The organism is Allochromatium vinosum DSM 180, assembly GCF_000025485.1.
Lineage (GTDB): Bacteria > Pseudomonadota > Gammaproteobacteria > Chromatiales > Chromatiaceae > Thermochromatium > Thermochromatium vinosum.
Window position 1 is genome coordinate 215,704 of sequence record NC_013851.1, and the last position, 20,529, is coordinate 236,232.

Below are 20,529 nucleotides of genomic sequence, written 5' to 3' on the forward strand. Positions count from 1 at the left end.
CGTATTATCCTCATATCGAGCCGGGACCGAACGGAAGCGGTCCGCGTCCCAAGGATGGCTCGTTGCGCTTGCCTCATCATGAGCCGATCAGGATACTAACGCCCATGCCTTTCAGTACTTCATTGACCAACCATCTCCTGATCGCGATGCCGGGTCTGCAAGACCCCAACTTCGCGCGCACGGTCACCTATATCTGTGAGCACACGGAGCAGGGGGCCATGGGCATCGTGATCAATCGTCCGCTGGACGTGACGCTCGGCGCGCTCCTGGCGCAGCTCGACATCCCGGCCGTGCGTCCCGGCGTGACGGAGACACCCATCTATCAGGGCGGTCCGGTCCAGACCGACCGCGGCTTCGTGCTGCATACGGCCGGCTACAGCTACGACTCCACGCTCAGCATCACGCCCGACATCAGCGTCACCACCTCGCGCGACATCCTGGAGGCCATCGCCGGCGGTGAGGGACCGGATCAGGTGCTGATCGCGCTCGGCTATGCCGGCTGGGGCAGCGGTCAGCTCGAACAGGAGATGAGCGCCAACGCCTGGCTCAACGGCCCGGCGAGCGACGAGATCATCTTCCGCATGGACCCGAGCGCGCGCTGGATGGCGGCCGCCCAGCTGCTCGGCGTGGATCTGAACCTCATGAGCGGCGAGGCCGGGCACGCTTGACGCGCCCGGATCGATCATGACGCTGCTCGGATTCGACTTCGGCCCGCGCAAGATCGGCGTGGCCGTGGGCCAGACGATCACCCGCTCGGCCACGCCCCTGACCACCTTGCGCAGCCAGGGCGAGAAGCCGGACTGGACGCGCATCGAGGCGCTGATCCGCGAGTGGCAACCGAGTGCGCTGGTCGTCGGCCTGCCGTTCCAGATGGACGACACGGAGGTCGCGTGGTCGCCGCGCGTGCACCGCTTCGCCCGCCAGCTCGAAGGACGCTATCGTCTGCCCGTGCATCTGGTCGACGAGCGTCTGACCTCGCGCGAGGCCCATCGTCAACTCGCCGAACGCGATCGGCGCACGCCCACGCTGGAAGCCGTGGACGCGCTCGCGGCGGCCCTGATCCTGGAAACCTGGCTCTGTGAGCAAGTCTGACATCTGGAAGGATGCCGCCGAGATCGAGGCGGCCATCGACACCATGACCGAGCGGCTGCGCGAGCGTCTGGAGCGCCGGGGTATCGAGCGTCCGCTCATGATCGGCATCCACACCGGCGGGGTCTGGGTCGCCGAGCGGCTGCACGCGCGGCTGGGGCTGGCCGAGCCGCTGGGGCATCTGGACATCTCCTTTTATCGCGACGATTTCAGCCGGGTCGGCATGCATCCGCAGGTGCGCCCGTCCTATCTGCCGGTCGGAGTCGACGACCGGCATCTGATCCTGGTCGACGACGTGCTCCAGAGCGGACGCACCATCCGGGCCGCGCACAATGTGCTGTTCGACTATGGCCGGCCGGCCTCGGTGACGCTGGCGGTGCTGCTCGAGCGCGACGGACGCGAGCTGCCGATCGCCGCCGATGTCGCCGGTTTCGAGGCCGGTTTCGGCGCCGACGAACAGATCAAGCTCAGCGGACCCGAGCCGTTGCTCATGCTGCGCGCCCGCCGGGGCGCGAATCCGATTCGCTGACACAGTCCGGCTCAGCCCATCCATCCGTATTGAAATACCATGACGACGCCCAATCCACAGCTCGACGCCCACGGCCGGCTCAAGCACTTCCTCACCATCGACGGACTGAGCCGTGAACTCCTGACCGAGATCCTCGATCAGGCCGAGGGTTTTCTCGGCGTGGCCCAGCAGGCGGTCAAGAAGGTGCCGCTGTGTCGCGGCAAGGTCGTGGCCAATCTGTTCTTCGAGACCAGCACCCGCACCCGCACCACCTTCGAGCTGGCCGCCAAACGGCTCTCGGCCGACGTGCTCAATCTCAACATCTCGACCTCGTCCACGGCCAAGGGTGAGACCCTGCTCGACACCCTGCGCAACCTGGAGGCCATGCACGTCGACATGTTCGTCGTGCGCCATGCCGAAAGCGGCACCGCGCACTTCATGGCCGCCCATGCCGCGCCGCACGTGAGCATCGTCAACGCCGGTGACGGACGCCACGCGCATCCGACCCAGGCCATGCTCGACATGCTCACCATCCGCCGCCACAAGCCGGACTTCGACCAGCTGAGCGTGGCCATCGTCGGTGACATCCTGCACTCGCGCGTGGCGCGCTCGCAGATGCTCGCGCTCAGGACGCTCGGCGTGCCCGACGTGCGCGTCATCGCCCCGCGCACCCTGCTGCCTACACGGGTCGAGGAAGCCTTCGGGGTCACGGCCTATCACGATCTGAGCGAGGGTGTGCGCGACGCCGACGTGGTCATCATGCTGCGTATCCAGCGCGAGCGCATGAACAGCGCGCTCCTGCCGAGCGAGCACGAATACTTCCAGCTCTTCGGACTGACCGAGGAGCGGCTTGCGACGGCCAAGCCCGAGGCTATCGTCATGCATCCGGGGCCGATCAATCGCGGGGTCGAGATGGACTCGCAGGTCGCCGACGGGCGCCGCTCGGTGATCCTGGAGCAGGTGACGAACGGTATCGCGGTACGCATGGCGGTGATGTCCATGTGTCTCGGCAATCAGCATCTCGGCAGCCAGAGTCAGGAAGAAGCGACCCATGCTTAATGCACCCCGTCTCAGCATTCGTCACGGACGGCTCATCGATCCGGCCAGCGGGCACGATGCCGTCGCCGACATCCATCTCGCCGAGGGCCGGGTGCTGGCCATCGGCGCCGCGCCCAGCGGCTTTCAGCCCGACCGCACGCTGGATGCGCGCGGGCAGGTGGTCTGTCCGGGCTTCGTCGATCTCTGCGCGCGGGTGCGCGAACCCGGTCTCGAACAGAAGGCGACCATCGCCAGCGAGGGGCGCGCGGCGGCGGCTTCGGGCGTCACCACGCTCTGCTGTCCGCCCGACACCCGCCCGGTCATCGACAACCCGGCGGTGGCGCGGCTGATCCATCAGATCTCCAAGCGTCACGGTCTGACGCGCGTGCTGCCGATCGGGGCCATGACCGTAGGACTGGAGGGCCAGTCCATCACCGAGATGGCGGCGCTCAAGCTCGCCGGCTGTCCGGCGCTCGGTCAGGCCGATCGACCGATCCGCGACACCCAGGTACAGCGCCGCGCGCTCGAATATGCCGCGACCTTCGGACTGCCGGTGTTCCTGCTGCCGCTCGATCCCGAGCTGAGTGCCGGCGGGTGTGCGCATGAGGGTATCGTCGGCACCCGACTCGGGTTGCCCGGCATCCCCGAGGCGGCCGAGACCGTGGCCGTGGCGCGCGATCTGGCGCTCGCTGAGCAGACCGGGGCGCGCATCCACTTCCGCGGTCTGTCGACCGCGCGCGGGGTCGAGATGCTGGCCGAGGCGCGCGCGCGGGGGGTGCGGGCGAGCGGAGACGTGGCACTGCATCAGCTCTTCCTCAGCGAGCACGATCTGGAGCATTTCGATGCCAACTGCCATCTCGTCCCGCCGCTGCGCACGCCCGCCGATCGCGATGCGCTACGCGATGCGCTGGCCGAGGGCGTGCTGACGGCGGTCTGTTCGGATCATCAGCCGCACGACCCAGATGCCAAGCTCGGTCCCTTCCCTGAGACCGCGCCCGGACTCTCGGGTCTGGAGACCGTGCTACCGCTGGCGCTGCGGCTGGTCGCGGATGGCGTGCTGGATCTCATGGGCATGATCGAGCGGCTCACGGTCGGGCCGGCCGCCATCCTGGAGCGCGACCTGGGCCGCCTCGCGCCCGGTGCCGCCGCGGATCTCTGTGTCTTCGATCCCGAGGCAGTCTGGACGCTGTCGCCGGACACCTGGATCAGTCAGGGGCGCAACACGCCCTTCATGGGCCGTGAATTGCGCGGACGGGTGAGCTGGACGCTGCTCGGGGGGCGGATCGTCTTCGAACGTTGAGGGCTCGAAGCCATCCGGAGGTGGGGGGGTAGGCTTAGAATTCGGTGCTGGCCCGAGCCATCGGGCGCAGTTCTCCGCCGCCATGGGACGGAGGCATTACGGCCAATCGTGTCGGACACTCCTGCATGACGGGTTCTGAAGCCACGTCCGGCAGCCCCAGGGCCGGCGGCCAGGCCATGCCCGAGTGGTTGGTCAGGGTGCTCAGGCGGCGATAGAAGTTGCCATTGGCCTGATTCTGCAACAGCAGCCATGTCCGAAAGCGCCGGTATAGCTCGCGGTCGACCGTCCCTGGAGTCGACCAGAACGCATCCAGTGACCCCTGAAAGGTCAATCCTGGAATGTTGTAGATGGGATCACCCATCACGCAGACCGGCGTACCGTGCAGAAGCGAGGACAAGCCCACGGTGCTGTTGATGACAACGGTGCCCAGTGCCTTGTCGAGCAGGGTCGGCAGATGTACGTCATGGACATAGTGCACCCGCCCTTCCAGGCCGTGCTTGATGATCATTCGGCGTAGAAAATCGGTGTAGTCACGATAGCCACGATCGAGCGGATGGTGCTTGAAGACCAGATGATGCTCGGGAGCGGCGGCGCGCGCGAACGAGATCATTGTGTCTTCGATGAATTCCTCAATGGTCGAGTAGTGCGAATGAACACTGAGCTGAGCGTCGTTGTGGGTCTGGAGCGGCGCCAGGAAGAAGCGCTTTGCGAGTGGTTCGAACAGCAGGCGCGCCAGACCGCGCTCCCGCTGGCCGAACCAAAACTTGCGCCAGCCGGAGAGCAGCCAGTAATACGCTTGACTGAACGGTTCGAGCGAACGGTGATGACGATAATTCGGATAACGCCATCCGAGCAGCGCATTGGCGAGGGCGTAGAGAACCGCGAAGAGGGCCGTGCGCGAGAAGGCGTGTTTGACTGGTAGCGGATCGGGTCGCTCGGCGAGCGGCGGCACCTGAGTGCGATAGAAGTCCGGATCACGCGGCAACGAGGAGAAGTTGTTGGCTCCACCGCGCTCGATGGTGATGAAATCCGGGCGCAGATAGCCTTCCTCGAAGACATAGAGCGCCACATGACGCCAGCGCACCACATGCGGTACCACGATGTGATAGTGCCGGCAGTCGCCGAAGAGCATGACAGTGTCGATGGCGTGTTGAGCGACGAACTGGCTGAGGAAGGTTGGCCATTCGTCGAGCGTGCCTCGGAAATCGACCGCGCCGGTTGGGTAGAAGAGCTGGTCGCCTGGACAGAAGTTGATCTTGAAGACCTTGGCGCCCGCTGCCTCCAGGTCACGTCGCAGACGGGTGAAGAATGGACCCATAGGGCCTTGCAGCAGCAACACGCGTCTTCCCGTGAAGGCTGATAGCATGGACGTTGTCCTCTTTAGTAATCCAATGATGTGTCAAATTGGATACAGTCTGATCATGACCAACGGGTTGCGGCGAATGTTGCGCGCTTTTTATGTGGCGCAGAATACTACAGATATGCACGGGTTGTCATACATGCTTCGGGCTGGGCTGGGCTGGGCTGGGCTGAGCCGAGTGTTCGCGGTGCCGATCACGGTATCTCAGGGTCATCTGGTTCGAGGACGTTGTTACTGGTATCATGCCAGCCCTTACTGTGGATACGGGATGGTGTGGCGGGCGTTCGATGGGCCGAAGATATATCGCTTCGTTGCAACTAGGGTATTGAACGCATGCTCCGTGTCGTCCTCCTGATGTGCGCGACATTCCTTGCCGGGTGCGCGCAATGGTCTGATCTGATGCTTGGCGAATCGACCAAGGTCGCTGAGGGCCAGACGGTCGACAGTGTCTCATTCAGCCAACTACTCGGTCACGAACCGACCAATACACTGGTCACACTGTCCAACAGTCCCTGGGGATCGAGCGTCCAGGTATTGCTGCACGAAACCTATGCGGCGGCCAGCGGGCGTAACTGTCGTCGTCTGACGGTCGATCCAGAGGGCCAATCCTACCCAGCGCTTGCGTGCCAACACCCCAAGAAAGATAAAGACTGGGTTCCTGTGCGACTCCTGCAGATCGGCGGGCGTCCCGTTCTGAATCAGTCTACGTCGCTTCCGGCCTGGAATGAGCGTCGATGATTGCGTTGCTTCACTGTCTCAATTCGTTCGAGCGTCCTGGTCGGCTCCTGGTTGGTCTCTGGCTGCTGTTCGTGCTCGTGCCGACCGTCGGCGCACAGGGTATCTCAGCCAAGGTCGATGTGCCGGACGATCAGCGCGTGCAGACCCCGCTGACCAGCAATATTCCATCGACATTGTTGGGGCCATCACGGGTCGATGACATTCAGCCCTTTGGCTCCAGTTTGTTTGCTGGCGGTTTCAGCGCCAGGCGCGTGTCTGAGCTCAATCCGGGTTATCGCATCATGCCTGGCGATCAGGTTACGGTTCGTGCCTGGGGCGCGCTCGAAGTCGATCTCATGCTGCCCGTCGACGCGCAGGGCAATATCTTCATTCCCGACGTCGGTCCGGTTCAGGTCAAGGGCGTAACGTCCGCTGGATTGAATGACGTCGTGACCCGCGCGATCAAACAAGTCTATACGGACAACGTCTCGGTCTATACCAGTCTGCAGGGCGTGCAGCCGGTGGCGGTATTCGTCACGGGGTTCGTCAAGAAACCCGGACGTTATTCGGGTGCGCCGAGCGATTCGGTGCTGAACTATCTCGATCAGGCCGGTGGTATCGATATCGAGGCCGGTAGCTTTCGGGACGTGCGCGTGCTGCGTAACCGTCGTCCAATCGCCGAGATCGACCTCTACCCCTTCCTGCTCGATGGTCTCCTTCCGCAGCCGCAGCTCGAAGATGGCGATACCATCGTCGTCGGGCGTCAGGGGACTATGGTGACGGTCTCGGGCGATGTCGTCCAGCCCTACCGCTATGAGCTGACGGCCCGCACGCAATCGGTCGCTGATCTGATGCAGTGGGTCCAGCTCAAACCGGGCGTCTCGCATGTGCTCCTGACCGGCGTGCGTGATGCCGGACCCTATTCGTCCTATCTGCCGTTCGACGACCTGGGGGCACACTGGCTCCAGGACGGTGACGAGCTGCTGTTCTCGATCGATCAGCGACACGAGACCATCGTGGTACAGGTCGAGGGCAGCTTCAGTGGTCCATCGCGTTTCACCGTCCCTCGTGACGCACGTCTGATGGAACTGCTCGACAGCATTCCGGTCGATCCGCAGCTGGCCGATGTCGACAGCGTTTCGATTCGACGCAAGAGTGTGGCGCAGCGCCAGCGTGAATCGCTCGACGAAAGCCTCAAGCGGCTCGAAACCGCCTATCTGGGAGCGTCTTCGTCCACGGTCGACGAAAGCAAGATCCGGGTCGAAGAGGCCAAGCTGATCCAGGACTTCGTCAATCGCGCCCGCCAGCTCGAACCCAGTGGACGACTGGTGGTGGCCGAGAGCGGACAGGTGCGCGATACCACCCTGCAGGATGGCGATGTCATCACGATTCCGAATCGCTCGGACTCGGTCTTCGTCACGGGTGAAGTGCTGGTGCCGCAGGCGATGGTGTATCAGGATCGTCAGGGCGTCGACGATTATATCGAGCGTGCCGGCGGCTTCACGGATCGCGCCAATAAGCGCGACATCCTGCTGGCGCGTCAGAGTGGTGAGGTTGTGGCGGCCGACAAGGCGCAGCTCAGACCCGGCGACGAGATACTGATCCTGCCCGAGATCCCGACCAAGAATCTCGAGTTGGCCAAGACGCTGTCGCAGATCGTCTATCAGATCGCCGTGGCCACCAAGGTGGCGCTGGATCTCTGAGCAATGCGCCGGCTGTGATGAGTAGTACCGGCATAAGATCGCCCTGGCAGGTCACCTGGAGTGTCTGGCATGCGCTGTTCATGCGTGAGGTGCTGGCGCGGACCATGGGCAACCGATTGGGCTGGTTCTGGATGCTGGCCGAACCCGTGGCTTTCATTGCCATCATGGTGGGTATTCGCGAGATGATGGGGCGGATGCGCTTGGTCACGGGGGCGGAATTCATTCCCTGGCTGATCGTCGGTATCACCGCCTTCTTTCTCTTTCGTGAGTCTTTTACACGCTCGTTGACCGCCATCGAGGCCAATCAGGCGCTCTTTGCTTACCGTCAGGTCAAACCCATCGATCCAGTGCTGGTGCGCAGCACCATGGAGGCGGTACTCAAGAGTGTGGTGCTGCTGATTCTGATGGTCATAGGCGTACTGCTCGGGATGGATGTCTTGCCTGATGATCCGCTGGGTGCGCTCTTTCTCTGGTGCTCGATCTGGCTCCTGGGGGTGGGGGGAGCGATGGTCATGTCGGTTGTCGTGCGACTCGTACCTGATACCCAGCATGTCGTCGCTATGCTGATGCTGCCGATGTTCATATTGTCCGGCGCAATCTTTCCAATTCAAACCATGCCGCATTCCATCCAGGTGTATCTGCTCTACAACCCGATGCTGCATGGTGTGGAACTGCTGCGTCTCGAATTCTTCCCGGGATACACAGCCATCTCGGGCGTGAGCCTCGACTATCTGTGGCACTGGAGTCTGACCATGCTCGCGCTTGGGTTGGCATTGCATCGGCGATTCGAATCGAGACTCAAAGCGCAATGATCGAAGTCAGGAGCGTCTACAAACGCTATCACACGCGTAATCATCAGGCGGCCGACTGGGTCTTGCGTGATGTGAATTTCCACTTGCCGCCTAGTGTGAGTCTCGGTGTCGTGGGGGGCAATGGCGTGGGCAAATCGACGCTGTTGCGTCTGATCGGCGGTATGGATCATCCTGATCGCGGCGAGGTGATTCGCCGTTGCCGTGTGTCATGGCCGATCGGTTTGACCGGTGGGTTCCAGGGATCCATGACCGGACGCCAGAACGTCAAGTTCATTGCTCGCATCCATGGTGATACAGACCGCATCCAGCAAGTGGTCGATTTCGTACAGGACTTCGCCGAGATCGGCAAGGCGTTCGATGAGCCGATCAAGACCTATTCCAGTGGCATGCGCAGTCGTCTCGCTTTTGGGCTGTCACTGGCCTTCGAATTCGACGTCTATCTCTCCGACGAAGCCACAGCCACCGGTGACGCCTCGTTCAAGGCCAAGGCCAAGCAGGCCTTCGACGAGCGGGTCGGCAAGGCCAGTATCATCATGGTCTCGCACAGTGAGGGCATTCTGCGCGATCTCTGCCAGGCGGGTCTCTGGCTGCGTAAGGGCGAGGCGATCTGGTTCGATGACATCGCCGATGCGCTGGCGGCTTATCATGAGAGTATCGGGCAAGTCAAACCACGGAAAGCCGCATGAAGCCATTGCGCCAAAATCCGCTGTGGACAGTGATCCTGTTCTTCGTTCTCGGTGCGACCCTCTATTGGTCTTTCATTGCCAGCGATCGTTTCGTCTCGCGTGCCAATGTCGTGTTGTTGAGTGCGCAGATCAGCAAGCCCGATGTCGGTCTGTCGGCGATTCTCCGGGGCATGAGCAACAACGATCTGCTGATCCTGCGTGACTTCATGCGTTCGACCGACATGCTCGCGCGACTCCAGACTGAACTCGACCTGCGTGCGCACTATTCCAATTCCGATATCGACTGGTTTTCGCGCTTGTCGGCGCCCGATGTGCCGACCGAGACCTTTCATCGTTATGTGCTCAAGCGTCTCTCGATCGAGTTCGATGAGTATGCTCAGGTGCTGCGTATCAGCGCCCAGGCCTATGACCCCGGGATGGCGCAGCGTATCGTCGCTTTGCTGCTGGAGGCCGGTGAGGAGCACATGAACGTCATGGGCCACAGGCTCGCTGAGGAGCAGGTGCACTTCATCGAGAAGCAGGTCGAGGTTCTGCATCAGCGCATGCTCGAGGATAGCGAGCGCATGCTGAGCTATCAGAACGAACACGGCCTAGTCTCGCCGACCGAGACCGTTGGCAGTCTCAGCGGCGTGATCGCCAAGCTGGAGGGTGAGCTCGCCGGGCTTCAGGCGCGCAAGGCGGCGCTCAGCGTCTCACAGAGCGAACGCGCTCCCGAGATGATGAAACTCGACAGCGAGATCAAGGGGATGCGTGAGCAGATCGCCACCGAGCGTGCCCGGCTCGCGCGCGCCTCGGGCGATGCGCTCAACCGGCTCGCGGCCGAATACGAACTCCTGCGCTTGCAGTACGAGTTCTCCAACGAACTCTACTCCAGCGCCGTGACCGCGCTCGAGAATACCCGTGTCGAGGCCGCACGCGCGCTCAAGCAGGTCTCGGTCCTGCAAACGCCGACCTTGCCGGAATATTCGACACAGCCGCGCCGGCTCTACAACATCACAGTGTTCGCCATCCTGGCCGCGCTCACCGGTATCATCCTGCAATTACTGCTGGCCATCATCCGCGACCACAAGGATTGACGCCATCCGGCGCCGGCTCAGCCGCTTGGACGCCGGTCGCGCAGGGCGGCCAGCCGTCCCAGCACCGGACGCACGAACACCCGGCGCCAAAACGTCAGTCGCTCGCCCCGCGCGCGCCATTCCAGCAGCTCGTCGAGCGCGTGCTCGGCGGTCGTGAAGCGGCTCGTCACCCGACTGACATAGGTCGGATAGAGCAGAAGCGCGCCGGCCACCAACATCTCCAGCGACAGGCGACGCGTGCGGCGCGCCGGGGGCAAACGGTCCTCGGTCAGCCCCCAGCCGGCATAGAACGGCTGACCATGACAGACGACCCGTTTGCCGCGCAGCAGCGCCTCGAAGCCTGCCAGCGAGGTGAGTACATGCAGTTCATCGACCGCATCGAGCAAGGTCGCCATGGGCACATCGACGATCAGTTCGTCACACCAAGTGCGTGCGGCAGACTCGTGCTCACCAGCCGCGCGCAAGCCGGCCGTGACATCCGGATGCGGCTTGTAGAGAACATAGGCGTCGGGATGGGCTTCGCGCACGGCCCGCAACAGCTCCAGATTGTGCCGGATGCCAGGCGCGCCGAGCCGGATCGAGGCATCCGTCTCCACCTGTCCCGGCACCAGGATCACCCGTCTGGCGGTCGCCGGACGTTGCCAGTGCGCCGCGCCGACGTTGTACTTGGTCAAGCCCGAGGCGACGATCCGCTCGCGCAATCTTCGCGCACGCTCCAGTAGCGCCTCGTCGAAGACCTGGGTTTCGAGCAGGATCTCCAGATCTGAGGGTCGGCTCGGATCATAGTAGAGCCCACGCTGATCGATGACCCAGGACAACGGCTCGACCAGATCCGCCCCCAGGCCCACCGAGCGCAAGAAGCCATCCTCCAGGCGCAGGATGGTCCGACCTTCGGGCGCCGCCGCCAGACCCCACACCGCCAACGGGATGCGAGCATCGCCCTTGATCTGTCTTGCATCATGAGGTCTGGTCTCGAATTCGACCCGGCTCCCCTGCATGAAGCGTCGTACCAGCGGACGTTTCCAAGCCGAAAAATTCAGTGCCCGGATCGTTTCGGGAAAGCGCTCGCGCATCCGTCGCTGCAAACCCATCCACTCCAGCACGCGCTCGATCTCGCAGCGTTCGCCGGTTTCAGGATCCAGATAACGTGGAGCGGCGATCAGTGCTCCATGGATCAGGGACTCCAGGCCGACCGGCGCCCGTCGTTCCAGCCTGGGCAACTCGTCCTCGGTCAGCCCCCAGCCGGCGTAGAATGGCATCCCGAAGACACGCGCCCGCCGCCCCCAGAGCAGCGCTTCGAAGCCGAGCTGTGAGGTGACCGTGTAAACCGTCTCGACCCGTTCCAGGAGCGATACCGGATGCAGATCGCGTGTCAGCAGCCGCACCCGCTCCAGCCTGGCGAGCCGCTCGGGATCGAAATGACCGCGCTTGCGTCCGGCGAAGACGTCGGGATGGATCTTTACGAGAATGACGGCCCGGGGATTCTCGTCCAGTGCCGCTTCCAGCAGGTGCTGGAAGCTTTTCGAGTCGGCCAGACCATGGGTGATGGCCGGATCGCCAAAGGTCTGATCGACCACCAGTACGGCGGGGGAGGGCAGGGGTTCGCGCTCTTCGCGCAAATGGTTGTACTTCGATACCCGCGCCGCGCACCAGGCCGAGCGCAAGGACCGCGCGCGCGCGGTCTCGGTGTCGGACAGCGGATGCCGGATCAGTGTTTCCAAACGCGATGGGCGCGTTGCATCATAGTAGACACCCAGGTCGTCGACGATCAGCGACAGCGGTGGATCCTGGTTGCCGAGTCCGACCGAGCGCAGAAATCCGTCTTCCAGCGCCAGATAGGGCAGACCATGGCGGCGCGCATAGTCACGCGCCCGGCGCGAGGTCGCTTTCAGGCCCCAGCCTGCAATAGCCGACAGCTCCGGGCGAGCGCGCCATGGACTCACGGCGACGACAGGCTCTCCAAGCACGACCTCCAGCCCAGGAATCCGCAGGATCCCGCGTGAAAGAACTCCAATCATCTCCAGCTCCCATCCATCTGATCGAGGAGCGTCCCAATCCTTCGACCGATTACTTCGTGCGCCCGGTTCTGCAGGCCAGCGGGCGGCCCATTCACTGTTACACCTTCAGTCGATCGCTTCCCGATCCGAGTGCACTGACGGGCGCCAGTGTCGTTCTGGTACGCTATGTGCCGGCCGCCTGGGCCGGATTCATCGAGCGCCATCGTTCGCGACTCGGCGAACTCATCTTCTTCATGGACGACGATCTCTTCGATCTCAACGCCGCGCGCGGCACGAACTGGCGCTATCGTCTCAAGCTCGCGCGACTGGCCACCTGGCGTCGCGACTGGCTGAAGGCCCAGGGTGCCGCCCTCTGGGTCTCCACACCCTATCTGCGCGACAAATATGCCGACTGGCAGCCGCAGCTGATCCGGCCCGCACCGTTGCCCGCGCCCATCGTCGACGAGCATGTTCGCGTCTTCTACCACGGCAGCGCCTCGCACGAGGCCGAGATTCGCTGGCTCCACCCCGTGATCGAGGCGGCGCTCCAGGCCGAGCCGCGTCTGAGCTTCGAGATCATCGGAACCTCCAGGGTCAATCGGCTCTATCGGCGTCTGCCGCGCACCACGGTCGTGCATCCCATGTCCTGGCCCACGTATCGAGCCTTCATCGCCATGCCGGGGCGACACATCGGACTGGCGCCGCTGCTCGACAGTCCCTTCAATCACGCCCGTTCCTGCACCAAATTCTTCGATATCACCCGAGCCGGCGCCGTTGGGATCTATGCGCCTGGTCCTGTCTGCGCCGATATGATCGAGCATGATGTCAACGGCTGGGTCGTCGCGCTCGATCCGGACGCCTGGACCAATGCCATACTGAGGTTGACGCGCGATGTCCCTCTACGTCGAAGCCTGCTGGACGGCGCGCGCGCGACAGCGCCTCGCTCAGTCCCCTGGTCCGGATCTACAACCAGGGCCGATCCACCATGGGCATATGACTGAGTGAAAAATCCGGGCGTTGATAACTCAGGTTCAGATTGTAAAAGGGATCATGCCGCATCACGGCCCCCCAACGCTGGCGCATGTACGCGAGTTCACGTGCCGCGCGGGCGATCTTCCGGGGGTCTTCCTGCTTGCCGCGCGACACGGATTCATGGTGATAGAGTTCGGCCCGTGGTGTCCAAACGACGCGCCACCCATGTTCGCGGACCCGTAGACAGTAATCGACATCGTTGAAGGCCACTGGCAGGTGTTCTTCGTCGAAGCCCCCGAGTTGCAGATAGAGATGACGCCAGGTCAGGAGGCAGGCCGCCGTCACGGCCGACAGATCCTGCGCCAGGATCGCGCGATCACAGTATCCGGGGTCGGCTCGATCGAGGAAGGCATGCAGATGATGCGCACAGCCTCCAGGACCGACCGTGTCGCCGGCATGCTGGATACGTCCATCGCTGTAATAGAGCTTGGCTCCAACCACGCCCACACCTGGCTGGATCAGATGGCCGACCATGATCTCCAGCCAGTCCGGCGTGATGATTTCGGTATCGTTGTTGAGCAGACAGAGCACATCTCCCTGAGCCTGATGAGCCGCCGCGTTGTTCAGTGCCGAGAAGTTGAACGGGCGTTCGTCGCGAATCACCCGAATCGTCGCTCGATTGGTCTGTGATCGCGATCGCTCCACGAGCCTGTTGAGGTAATCGCGTGTTTCGGGTTCGACGCTGCCATTGTCGATGATCAAGACCTCGAAGTCCGGATAGGTGCTCGATGACAGCAGGCTCTCCACGCAAGGTCGGAGATACTCCAGCTTGTCGCGGGTCGGAATGAGAAGGCTGACACGCGGAGGCGGATCGGGCAGCGTATAGCGCACGTCGTAATGTCCGCGTTCCGTGGGGCTGACGGTGGCGGAGACTCCGATACGATCGAGGTGGGCCTGAACCACATTCGGCGACGAATCGATCCGAATCGTTGATGGAAGATGCCACACCGGCGCGGCCAGATGCAGGATCTGCTCTGACTTCAGCGACTCACAGAGACCAAGTAGCAAGGCATGGAGATCCGCGCTCGATGTCGGCTCCGGCAGGCCGTGCTCGGACATGAACTGCCGCCGTGTCTCGTGATGGAAGATCACCGTTGGGCCGATATAGGGTGTCGATCGCAGCAGCTCGGGCGACCAATCGGGTTTGAACACCGGGTTCCGGGGCTGGCCGGACTCATCGTGCACGTCATGATCACAATAGATCAGGCGAGCCGCCGGGTGCGCGCGGATGACCTCGGCAAACCAGTAGAGCGCATGCTCCGACAGGGTCATGCCATGTTCCAGATGGAGGGTCCAGTCAGGCGTGCCGGCAGTCGCCGCCCCGTTGAGGCTGAAGTCCCGATAGAGTTGGGATTCGAGCGAGGCCAGGGTTTTGGCCAGAGCGCCCGCGTGTCGATCCGTGCGGTCGTCGAGATGGATCTCGAAATGCGGACGCGCCCTGGTCCAGCGGCGGAGGCGTCGTCGGATGAGTCGACGGTCGTGATGGCTCAGTTGGCCGAACAAAGCGAACCACTGCTCATAGAACAGCGAGGGCGCATAAAAGCGCGTGTTGCCTGCCAGACGATAGGCGCGTTCGAGGTCGAATAGTGGCGTATACAGCCGCAGGCCCAGGATCGACCGTTGTCGACGTGACAGCTTGGCATAGACCGGCAGGACACGCCGCCAGCGATACGCGGTACGTTTCAGCCAGCCGGCCGGCTCGAGGCGCCAATCATGCAGCTCGAATTTTCCCAGAGAACGCATCGGTTGCAAGCGCAGACGGCGTACCCCATCGGGTAATTCGATCAGTTCAAGCAGCGTCCCCTTCAGTGAGATCGGGAGATCATAGTGATAGTCGGCGCCATCGGTCTCGATGAAGAGGCGGGCCGAAAAGTCGCGTCCACGGCGGATCAAACGGCCTCGCAGCAACACCCAGCCCGACGGCAACTCACCCTGCCAAGTCAGCTCGATCCATGCGGGGATGGAGTCGATTTCATAGACGCCATTCTTGCAAGTAAGGTGCGGCGGCCTTTCAAGCGGAGTCAGTGCTGATTCGGCCGTTTTTTTTATTTTCATGCTCAAGGAATGAATTTCGATCCAAACGCACTACGAATTTTTCTTTCCAGGGAATTTGCGTTCTTCGTTTTTTGGATTTGCCTGTCGAGATCGATGATGGCCCGAAGAGCGGCTACCGCCAGTGCTTCGAGGTCTTCCAGGTCCGGTTCTTCTGGGGTTGGATTTTTCGCGGCTCGCAATGAATACAATTCGGATGTCCACCAGCGCTCGTCTTCGAGCATGCTTTTTCGTTGCGCCGGCGTGAGGGAAAAACTCAGTTTTCTGTTTTCTGAAAGAAAAAAGCCGATCAGCTTTTTTGCGAGATCACTATGGATCACCCATGGGGACTTTCCGGAATCCAGGTTCAATCTTCTGGACAGAATGAAGTCTGTCTCGGAATCATGCGGCCCCGCGCGTAGCTCTCGATGCCTTTGAAACAGCCTTAGCAGAGGCGCGGGAAGGCTTTGATTGATCAGCGGCGATTCGGTGTGGCGTTCAGTTCGGTCGAGTCCGAGGTAATCCAGAAAATCATGTACGACATCACCCTGCATCAAGCGAAAATCAACACCTTCGACCCAGTTCTTCTGGCTCCAGTTCTGGTGCAGGCGGTTCCAGTTCAGATTGCCTTTTTGGGTTTCGATCCATTTGTCGAAGCTCAAATCCGTCCAGGCGCCCCATTGCCACCATGCTGAATTCAGCCACTCGATCTGCGGCCGAATATAGGCCAGTATCCTCACCCGGAAGTCTTCGTGTGCGAACAAGTCTTCGTCCGAGAAAAATCGATGATTGAATCCCCAGCCCTCGCAGGAGAAAACAATTTTGTCGTATCGATTTCCGATGTGTCGAATTTTTTTTTGCAGGTTTTTTTTGTCTTCCGGGGAGAATGTCTTGAATGATTCTACGGAGCAGGATGAAGTATATCGGCGCGGGGACCGTAAAGTGATTTTATGGAGTTCGTGCGGGGTCAGTATTCTTTTCTCTTTCGTGAGGGCCAGGTACGCAAACCGTCCCTTTGAGGCTTTTTCGAAGTCCACTCCACTCAAATAAGCCTGCAATGCACTTGACCCGCACTTCGGCATGCCGACATGCAGTACTATTTCGATTTTTTTCTTTTGGCCAAACAGGGCTTTTCGGATGACTGATGTCTGCTCTTGTGTGTCGGGTCGCTGGATTTCGAATGAAACGACATGGTTCGAATCAGTCGTGTCAGAGCATTCTGTTTGCAAGGAATCATTCAGATGGCAGATTTCAGGCGGAGCTGGAAAAGGCCGTTTGTCCGGATGGGCTGGTACATAGAGATCGCTTGGTGCGCGTGCCTGTGCATGCCACTGATACGCGGCATCCTGATAAGCCTTGCGCATGCCGCCGAAGACGGAACGCAGGCTGGTCTCCGGGTGCTGGGTCAAGGACGTCGGGCTATGACGGGCAAAAGACAGGGGTATGCCTGGTAATACCTCTCTGACCCGATCGGCTCCAAACGCCTTGATGACCCGATAGTAATACTCGGTATCCGCGTTGACCTTGACCCGATCCCAGTATCCGAGCTGCTCGAAGACCGAGCGTTTGAACATCAGCGATGAAACATTGCGATGCACCCAACCCATCCAGCCCGATGGTGTACTCCATTGCCCAAAGCGCAGATCACGACTCGTACGCACCCAATGCGACAGGGTCGCGACCAGTACGTCGGACTCCAGCAAGGGGCGCACCTGCGACTCGATCTTGCGTGGATGCGACCAGTCATCGCTGTCATGGGTCGTGATGAAGGCGCCACGCGCCGAGGCCAGTCCGGTATTGCGTGCAGCATAGGCGCCTCGATTGCTGGCGTGACGCAACAGTCGGACGCGCGGATCCCGGGTGGCGAAGCGCTCGACGATCGCCGCCGTATCATCGCTGGAGCAATCGTCGACCACGATCACGTCCAGATCCGTCCAGGTCTGGCGGACAAGACTCTCCAGCGCGGTCTCCAGCGTCGTGGCGGCATTCCAGGCCGGAACGATGATCGACACCAGCGTCTGGACGTCCGTTCCGGGAGCGGCTCGCCGCCGCGTGGCTCGGGTATCGGTTCGGAGCCGGTCGAGCATCGGGACTGGTGCGGATGGATTCGCGTTCGACCGCAGACCCAGTGGTTCGAGACCTTGGGCGAGATAAGGGCGATTGATCCAGGCGAGACGTTGCCGTATGGCCGTGTCGTCCCGATCGTCCTGCGCTTCGGCCTGAATCAGGTTCGCTGCCAGCAGACAGAGATCCGCGTGATCGGGCCGGCGCTCCAGCAATGGCTTCAGGCGATCATGTGCCTGGCCGAATTCGCCGACGCGCATGGCTGCATCGATATCCAGCAGATGTGGCGCCAAATGACCAGGCACCGGATCTGCGATCTGACTGAAGCGCTTCATCACCCGCGCCGCTTCCGGCCACTGATCCATCCAGGCATACCAGCGCCCCAGCGACCAAGCGGCAGCGCTCGCTTCCTGAGCGCAGCCCTCGTGGCTGTCGAGCAACGTTTCGAGTTCCTGAAGCGCCTGTCGCTGCGCCTCGATCGCCTCCGACGACCACAGTCGCTCATGCCAGGTCAGAGCGCGTAGTGGTCTGGGCAGGCGTCCTTCGGTGCGGCCGTGATGCAGATAATGGAGTAGCGGATTCATGCCGGCCGCCTTCACGTCCGGATACTGCTCCAGATACCAGCCCGAGTTGAAACAGGCGCTCGGCCGACGCCCTTCCTGGCCGCCATACAGCAGGTAGTGCAGCGCTGGATTCTCCACCCAGTATGTTCGGGCGGCCACATCCGGCGCCTGAGCCAGATAGAAATCCGCGTCGAAGTAAGGGCTCTGGGCGATCAGCGCAGCGATCTTGCGTTGCCGTGCCTGTGTTCTGAGGTGGCGCCACCGACCGGGAGACAAGTGCACAAGGCGGAATCGAGGCATGTGGAGGATACGCGGGTTCGGGGGGTTATCGTGAACGGTGCGCATGGTACCATGACCGGCTATCAGCGTTTCCCGGTCGATTCAGGCGGTTTCATGGAACATTTTGTCATCACGACAGGTTTTTCGCGCAGTGGCTGGTCTCGCGGGCTAGCGGCGTTGGCGCGCGATCAGTTTGCAGAGGGTGTCGACGAAATCCTCGAAACATGGCGTGCACGGGCAGCGCACGATGTTTCAGTCGAGTCGATCGGCGCACCACCACTCGAGCGCTTCGGTGCCTGGCTGGACTCGGTGGAGCCGGGGCATACGATTCTGTCGAGTGATGAGCGCGATCTCTGGTTGCTCGACCAGTGGGCCGAGCACTATCCGCAAGCGCGTTTCCTGCTGTTTTATACGGATCCGGAAACAGCCCTCATCGCTGCTCTGAAGGCTGGTGCGGACCCAGCCGACTTTCTCGATGGCTGGCGTGCGGCCGTGCATCGGCTCGTGCGTTTCCAGCGGCGCCATCGGCAACGCTCACTCTTACTCGATGCGGAGTCTGCACGACTCGATCCACAGGCCATGGTCGAGGCCGCCCAGCGCATAGGGTTGATGTTGCGGCTCGACGAGCAACTCTCTCAAGCGGATGAGGATCCTGTGTTCGAGCGTCTGGTGGCGCGTCGTTGGCTCGACCGCGAATCGGATCTGGCACTGTTGCAAGCCGAGTTGGAGGCACATGCTTATCCGCTTGGTGAGCGTCCGGCTGTTGCGGATCCGGACGTCGACCAATTGCTCGAACTGTATCGGCGTGAGCAAGCCTTTCATCGTCGATTGACCGCTGAGCGCGATGAGCAAGCAAGGTTGGTGCAAGAGAATGCCAATGCGGCTAAAGCGCAATCGAAGTTAGCCGCCGAGCGTGGCGCCGAGCTGGAGCGGCTGCAAGCGCGGCTGAGTGCGCTGGAGGCCCAACACACCGCGCTCGAAACCAGCCGCAAGCAGCTCGAAGCGAGCCGGAAGCAACTCGAAACCAGTCACAAAACACTCGAGGCGACGCATAAGGACACAGTCGAGGAAAACGAGCTGCTGCTACTACAGCTCCATCAAGTCCAGGAGGAACTGGAATCACAGTTTCTGCAAGGCAAGCAGCAACTCGAAACGCTGAGCGCCGAAAAAGCCGCACTCGCCAAGGACAAAGAGGCACTGACCCGAGACAAGGCCACACTCACGGCCGCGCGTGATGAACAGTCGAAGTTAGCCGCCGAGCGCGGTGTCGAGCTGAAGCGTCTGCAAGAGCGGCTGAGTGCGCTGGAGGCCCAACACACCGCACTCGAAACCAGCCGCAGGCAGCTCGAAGCGAGCCGGAAGCAACTCGAAACCAGTCACAAAACACTCGAGGCGACGCATAAGGACACAGTCGAGGAAACGAGCTGCTGCTACTACAGCTCCATCAAGTCCAGGAGGAACTGGAATCACAGTTTCTGCAAGGCAAGCAGCAACTCGAAACGCTGAGCGCCGAAAAAGCCGCACTCGCCAAGGACAAAGAGGCACTGACCCGAGACAAGGCCACACTCACGGCCGCGCGTGATGAACAGTCGAAGTTAGCCGCCGAGCGCGGCGCCGAGCTGGAGCGGCTGCAAGCGCGGCTGAGTGCGCTGGAGGCCCAACACACCGCGCTCGAAACTAGCCGCAAGCAACTCGAAACCAGTCACAAAGAACTCGAGGCGACGCATAGGGACACAGTCGAGGAAAACGAGCTACTGCTGCTACAGCTCCATCAAGTCCAGGAGGAGCTTGAGCAATATTTCCTCAAATATCAGGAGTTGAAGGGTCTTCAGGATCATTCGGACGCAGACACGAAAACGGTTTCCGATGCGACCGTGCTCACCGAAAAGTCCGAGCCCACACCGCCGTCTTCTCAGACACCCAAAAACCGTCGTTACAAGCGCCCGCCGGCACTCAAATCAGGCGGATTCATCGGTAAAAAGCGCAAGGAACGTCAGCGACTCGAACGCTATGTGACGATCATCCGTGAATCCGGCCTCTTCGACGAGGCTTGGTATCTGAGCCAATATCCGGACGTCGCCGCTGCCGGCTACGATGCCATCGAGCATTATGTTTGCCATGGCATACAGGAAAATCGCCATCCGGCTCCCTGGTTCGACACAGCGTTCTACCTGGAGCGCAACCCGGATGTGGCTAACTCAATCATGAACCCATTGGTCCACTATCATCAGTTCGGAAAGGCCGAGCGCCGACCGACTCGCCGTGGATATTGAT

18 protein-coding genes are annotated in these 20,529 nt (G+C 61.6%); 13 read left to right on the forward strand and 5 right to left on the reverse strand.

The window, feature by feature from the left end; genetic code table 11:
• Positions 1–104: 104 nt before the first annotated feature.
• Genes ALVIN_RS01005 through ALVIN_RS01025 form a run of 5 tightly spaced genes read left to right on the forward strand, consistent with a single transcriptional unit; the run spans position 105 to position 3,935 of the window.
• Positions 105–668, forward strand: a complete 564-nt coding sequence (locus tag ALVIN_RS01005) for a YqgE/AlgH family protein (protein ID WP_012969443.1) — start codon at positions 105–107, stop codon at positions 666–668.
• A gap of 13 nt (positions 669–681) precedes the next feature.
• Positions 682–1,092 (forward strand): Holliday junction resolvase RuvX, encoded by a 411-nt coding sequence (gene ruvX / locus ALVIN_RS01010; RefSeq protein ID WP_190275528.1) that lies wholly within the window; start codon positions 682–684, stop codon positions 1,090–1,092.
• The gene (gene pyrR / locus ALVIN_RS01015) at positions 1,079–1,618 is read left to right on the forward strand and encodes a bifunctional pyr operon transcriptional regulator/uracil phosphoribosyltransferase PyrR (protein WP_012969445.1); all 540 of its coding nucleotides are present in this window, start codon (positions 1,079–1,081) and stop codon (positions 1,616–1,618) included. Before ruvX ends, pyrR begins: the two co-directional genes overlap by 14 nt.
• Positions 1,619–1,657: 39 nt before the next feature.
• A complete protein-coding gene (locus tag ALVIN_RS01020) occupies positions 1,658–2,656 on the forward strand; it encodes an aspartate carbamoyltransferase catalytic subunit (protein ID WP_012969446.1) in 999 nt (332 codons plus the stop codon).
• On the forward strand, positions 2,649–3,935 hold the full coding sequence (locus ALVIN_RS01025; RefSeq protein WP_012969447.1) for a dihydroorotase: 1,287 nt from the start codon (positions 2,649–2,651) through the stop codon (positions 3,933–3,935). Before ALVIN_RS01020 ends, ALVIN_RS01025 begins: the two co-directional genes overlap by 8 nt.
• Positions 3,936–3,969: 34 nt before the next feature.
• Here the strand turns inward: ALVIN_RS01025 and ALVIN_RS01030 are convergent, their stop codons facing one another.
• Entirely contained in the window at positions 3,970–5,253 is a 1,284-nt protein-coding gene (locus ALVIN_RS01030; protein ID WP_223295240.1) for a capsule biosynthesis protein, read from the reverse strand.
• Positions 5,254–5,694: 441 nt separating this feature from the next.
• Between ALVIN_RS01030 and ALVIN_RS18260 the strand changes: the two genes are divergently transcribed.
• Genes ALVIN_RS18260 through ALVIN_RS01055 form a run of 5 tightly spaced genes read left to right on the forward strand, consistent with a single transcriptional unit; the run spans position 5,695 to position 10,289 of the window.
• Positions 5,695–6,033 (forward strand): DVU3141 family protein, encoded by a 339-nt coding sequence (locus tag ALVIN_RS18260; protein ID WP_223295281.1) that lies wholly within the window; start codon positions 5,695–5,697, stop codon positions 6,031–6,033.
• Positions 6,030–7,715 (forward strand): polysaccharide biosynthesis/export family protein, encoded by a 1,686-nt coding sequence (locus ALVIN_RS01040; RefSeq protein ID WP_012969450.1) that lies wholly within the window; start codon positions 6,030–6,032, stop codon positions 7,713–7,715. The genes ALVIN_RS18260 and ALVIN_RS01040 overlap by 4 nt, the downstream gene beginning before the upstream one ends.
• A gap of 17 nt (positions 7,716–7,732) precedes the next feature.
• Positions 7,733–8,527, forward strand: a complete 795-nt coding sequence (locus ALVIN_RS01045; protein ID WP_012969451.1) for an ABC transporter permease — start codon at positions 7,733–7,735, stop codon at positions 8,525–8,527.
• Positions 8,524–9,213, forward strand: a complete 690-nt coding sequence (locus ALVIN_RS01050) for an ABC transporter ATP-binding protein (RefSeq protein WP_012969452.1) — start codon at positions 8,524–8,526, stop codon at positions 9,211–9,213. Before ALVIN_RS01045 ends, ALVIN_RS01050 begins: the two co-directional genes overlap by 4 nt.
• On the forward strand, positions 9,210–10,289 hold the full coding sequence (locus ALVIN_RS01055) for a chain-length determining protein (RefSeq protein WP_012969453.1): 1,080 nt from the start codon (positions 9,210–9,212) through the stop codon (positions 10,287–10,289). Before ALVIN_RS01050 ends, ALVIN_RS01055 begins: the two co-directional genes overlap by 4 nt.
• Positions 10,290–10,306: 17 nt before the next feature.
• Here ALVIN_RS01055 and ALVIN_RS01060 read toward each other — a convergent pair whose 3' ends face one another.
• The gene (locus ALVIN_RS01060; protein ID WP_223295242.1) at positions 10,307–12,232 is read right to left on the reverse strand and encodes a capsular polysaccharide biosynthesis protein; all 1,926 of its coding nucleotides are present in this window, start codon (positions 12,230–12,232) and stop codon (positions 10,307–10,309) included.
• Positions 12,233–12,288: 56 nt separating this feature from the next.
• On the opposite strand from ALVIN_RS01060, the gene ALVIN_RS01065 reads away from it, so the two are divergent.
• Positions 12,289–13,287 (forward strand): glycosyltransferase family protein, encoded by a 999-nt coding sequence (locus ALVIN_RS01065; protein ID WP_190275512.1) that lies wholly within the window; start codon positions 12,289–12,291, stop codon positions 13,285–13,287.
• Here ALVIN_RS01065 and ALVIN_RS01070 read toward each other — a convergent pair.
• Together ALVIN_RS01070 and ALVIN_RS16400 are read right to left on the reverse strand one after the other, a co-directional pair.
• Positions 13,250–15,229: a glycosyltransferase family 2 protein gene (locus ALVIN_RS01070; RefSeq protein ID WP_407637053.1), complete on the reverse strand. Its 1,980-nt coding sequence runs from the start codon at positions 15,227–15,229 to the stop codon at positions 13,250–13,252. The genes ALVIN_RS01065 and ALVIN_RS01070 overlap by 38 nt on opposite strands.
• Positions 15,230–15,375: 146 nt before the next feature.
• Positions 15,376–18,321, reverse strand: a complete 2,946-nt coding sequence (locus tag ALVIN_RS16400; RefSeq protein ID WP_012969457.1) for a glycosyltransferase family A protein — start codon at positions 18,319–18,321, stop codon at positions 15,376–15,378.
• A gap of 6 nt (positions 18,322–18,327) precedes the next feature.
• Here ALVIN_RS16400 and ALVIN_RS01080 point away from each other — a divergent pair, with 6 nt between their 5' ends.
• Positions 18,328–19,761, forward strand: a complete 1,434-nt coding sequence (locus tag ALVIN_RS01080; protein WP_012969458.1) for a coiled-coil domain-containing protein — start codon at positions 18,328–18,330, stop codon at positions 19,759–19,761.
• A gap of 89 nt (positions 19,762–19,850) precedes the next feature.
• On the opposite strand, the gene ALVIN_RS18125 is transcribed toward ALVIN_RS01080, so the two are convergent.
• The gene (locus ALVIN_RS18125) at positions 19,851–19,982 is read right to left on the reverse strand and encodes a hypothetical protein (RefSeq protein ID WP_263053324.1); all 132 of its coding nucleotides are present in this window, start codon (positions 19,980–19,982) and stop codon (positions 19,851–19,853) included.
• 147 nt (positions 19,983–20,129) lie between these two features.
• Here ALVIN_RS18125 and ALVIN_RS17425 point away from each other — a divergent pair, with 147 nt between their 5' ends.
• Positions 20,130–20,528 carry a hypothetical protein gene (locus ALVIN_RS17425; protein WP_012969459.1) on the forward strand — a complete coding sequence of 133 codons (399 nt, stop codon included), beginning with the start codon at positions 20,130–20,132 and terminating at the stop codon, positions 20,526–20,528.
• The last annotated feature ends 1 nt before the right edge of the window (position 20,529 follow it).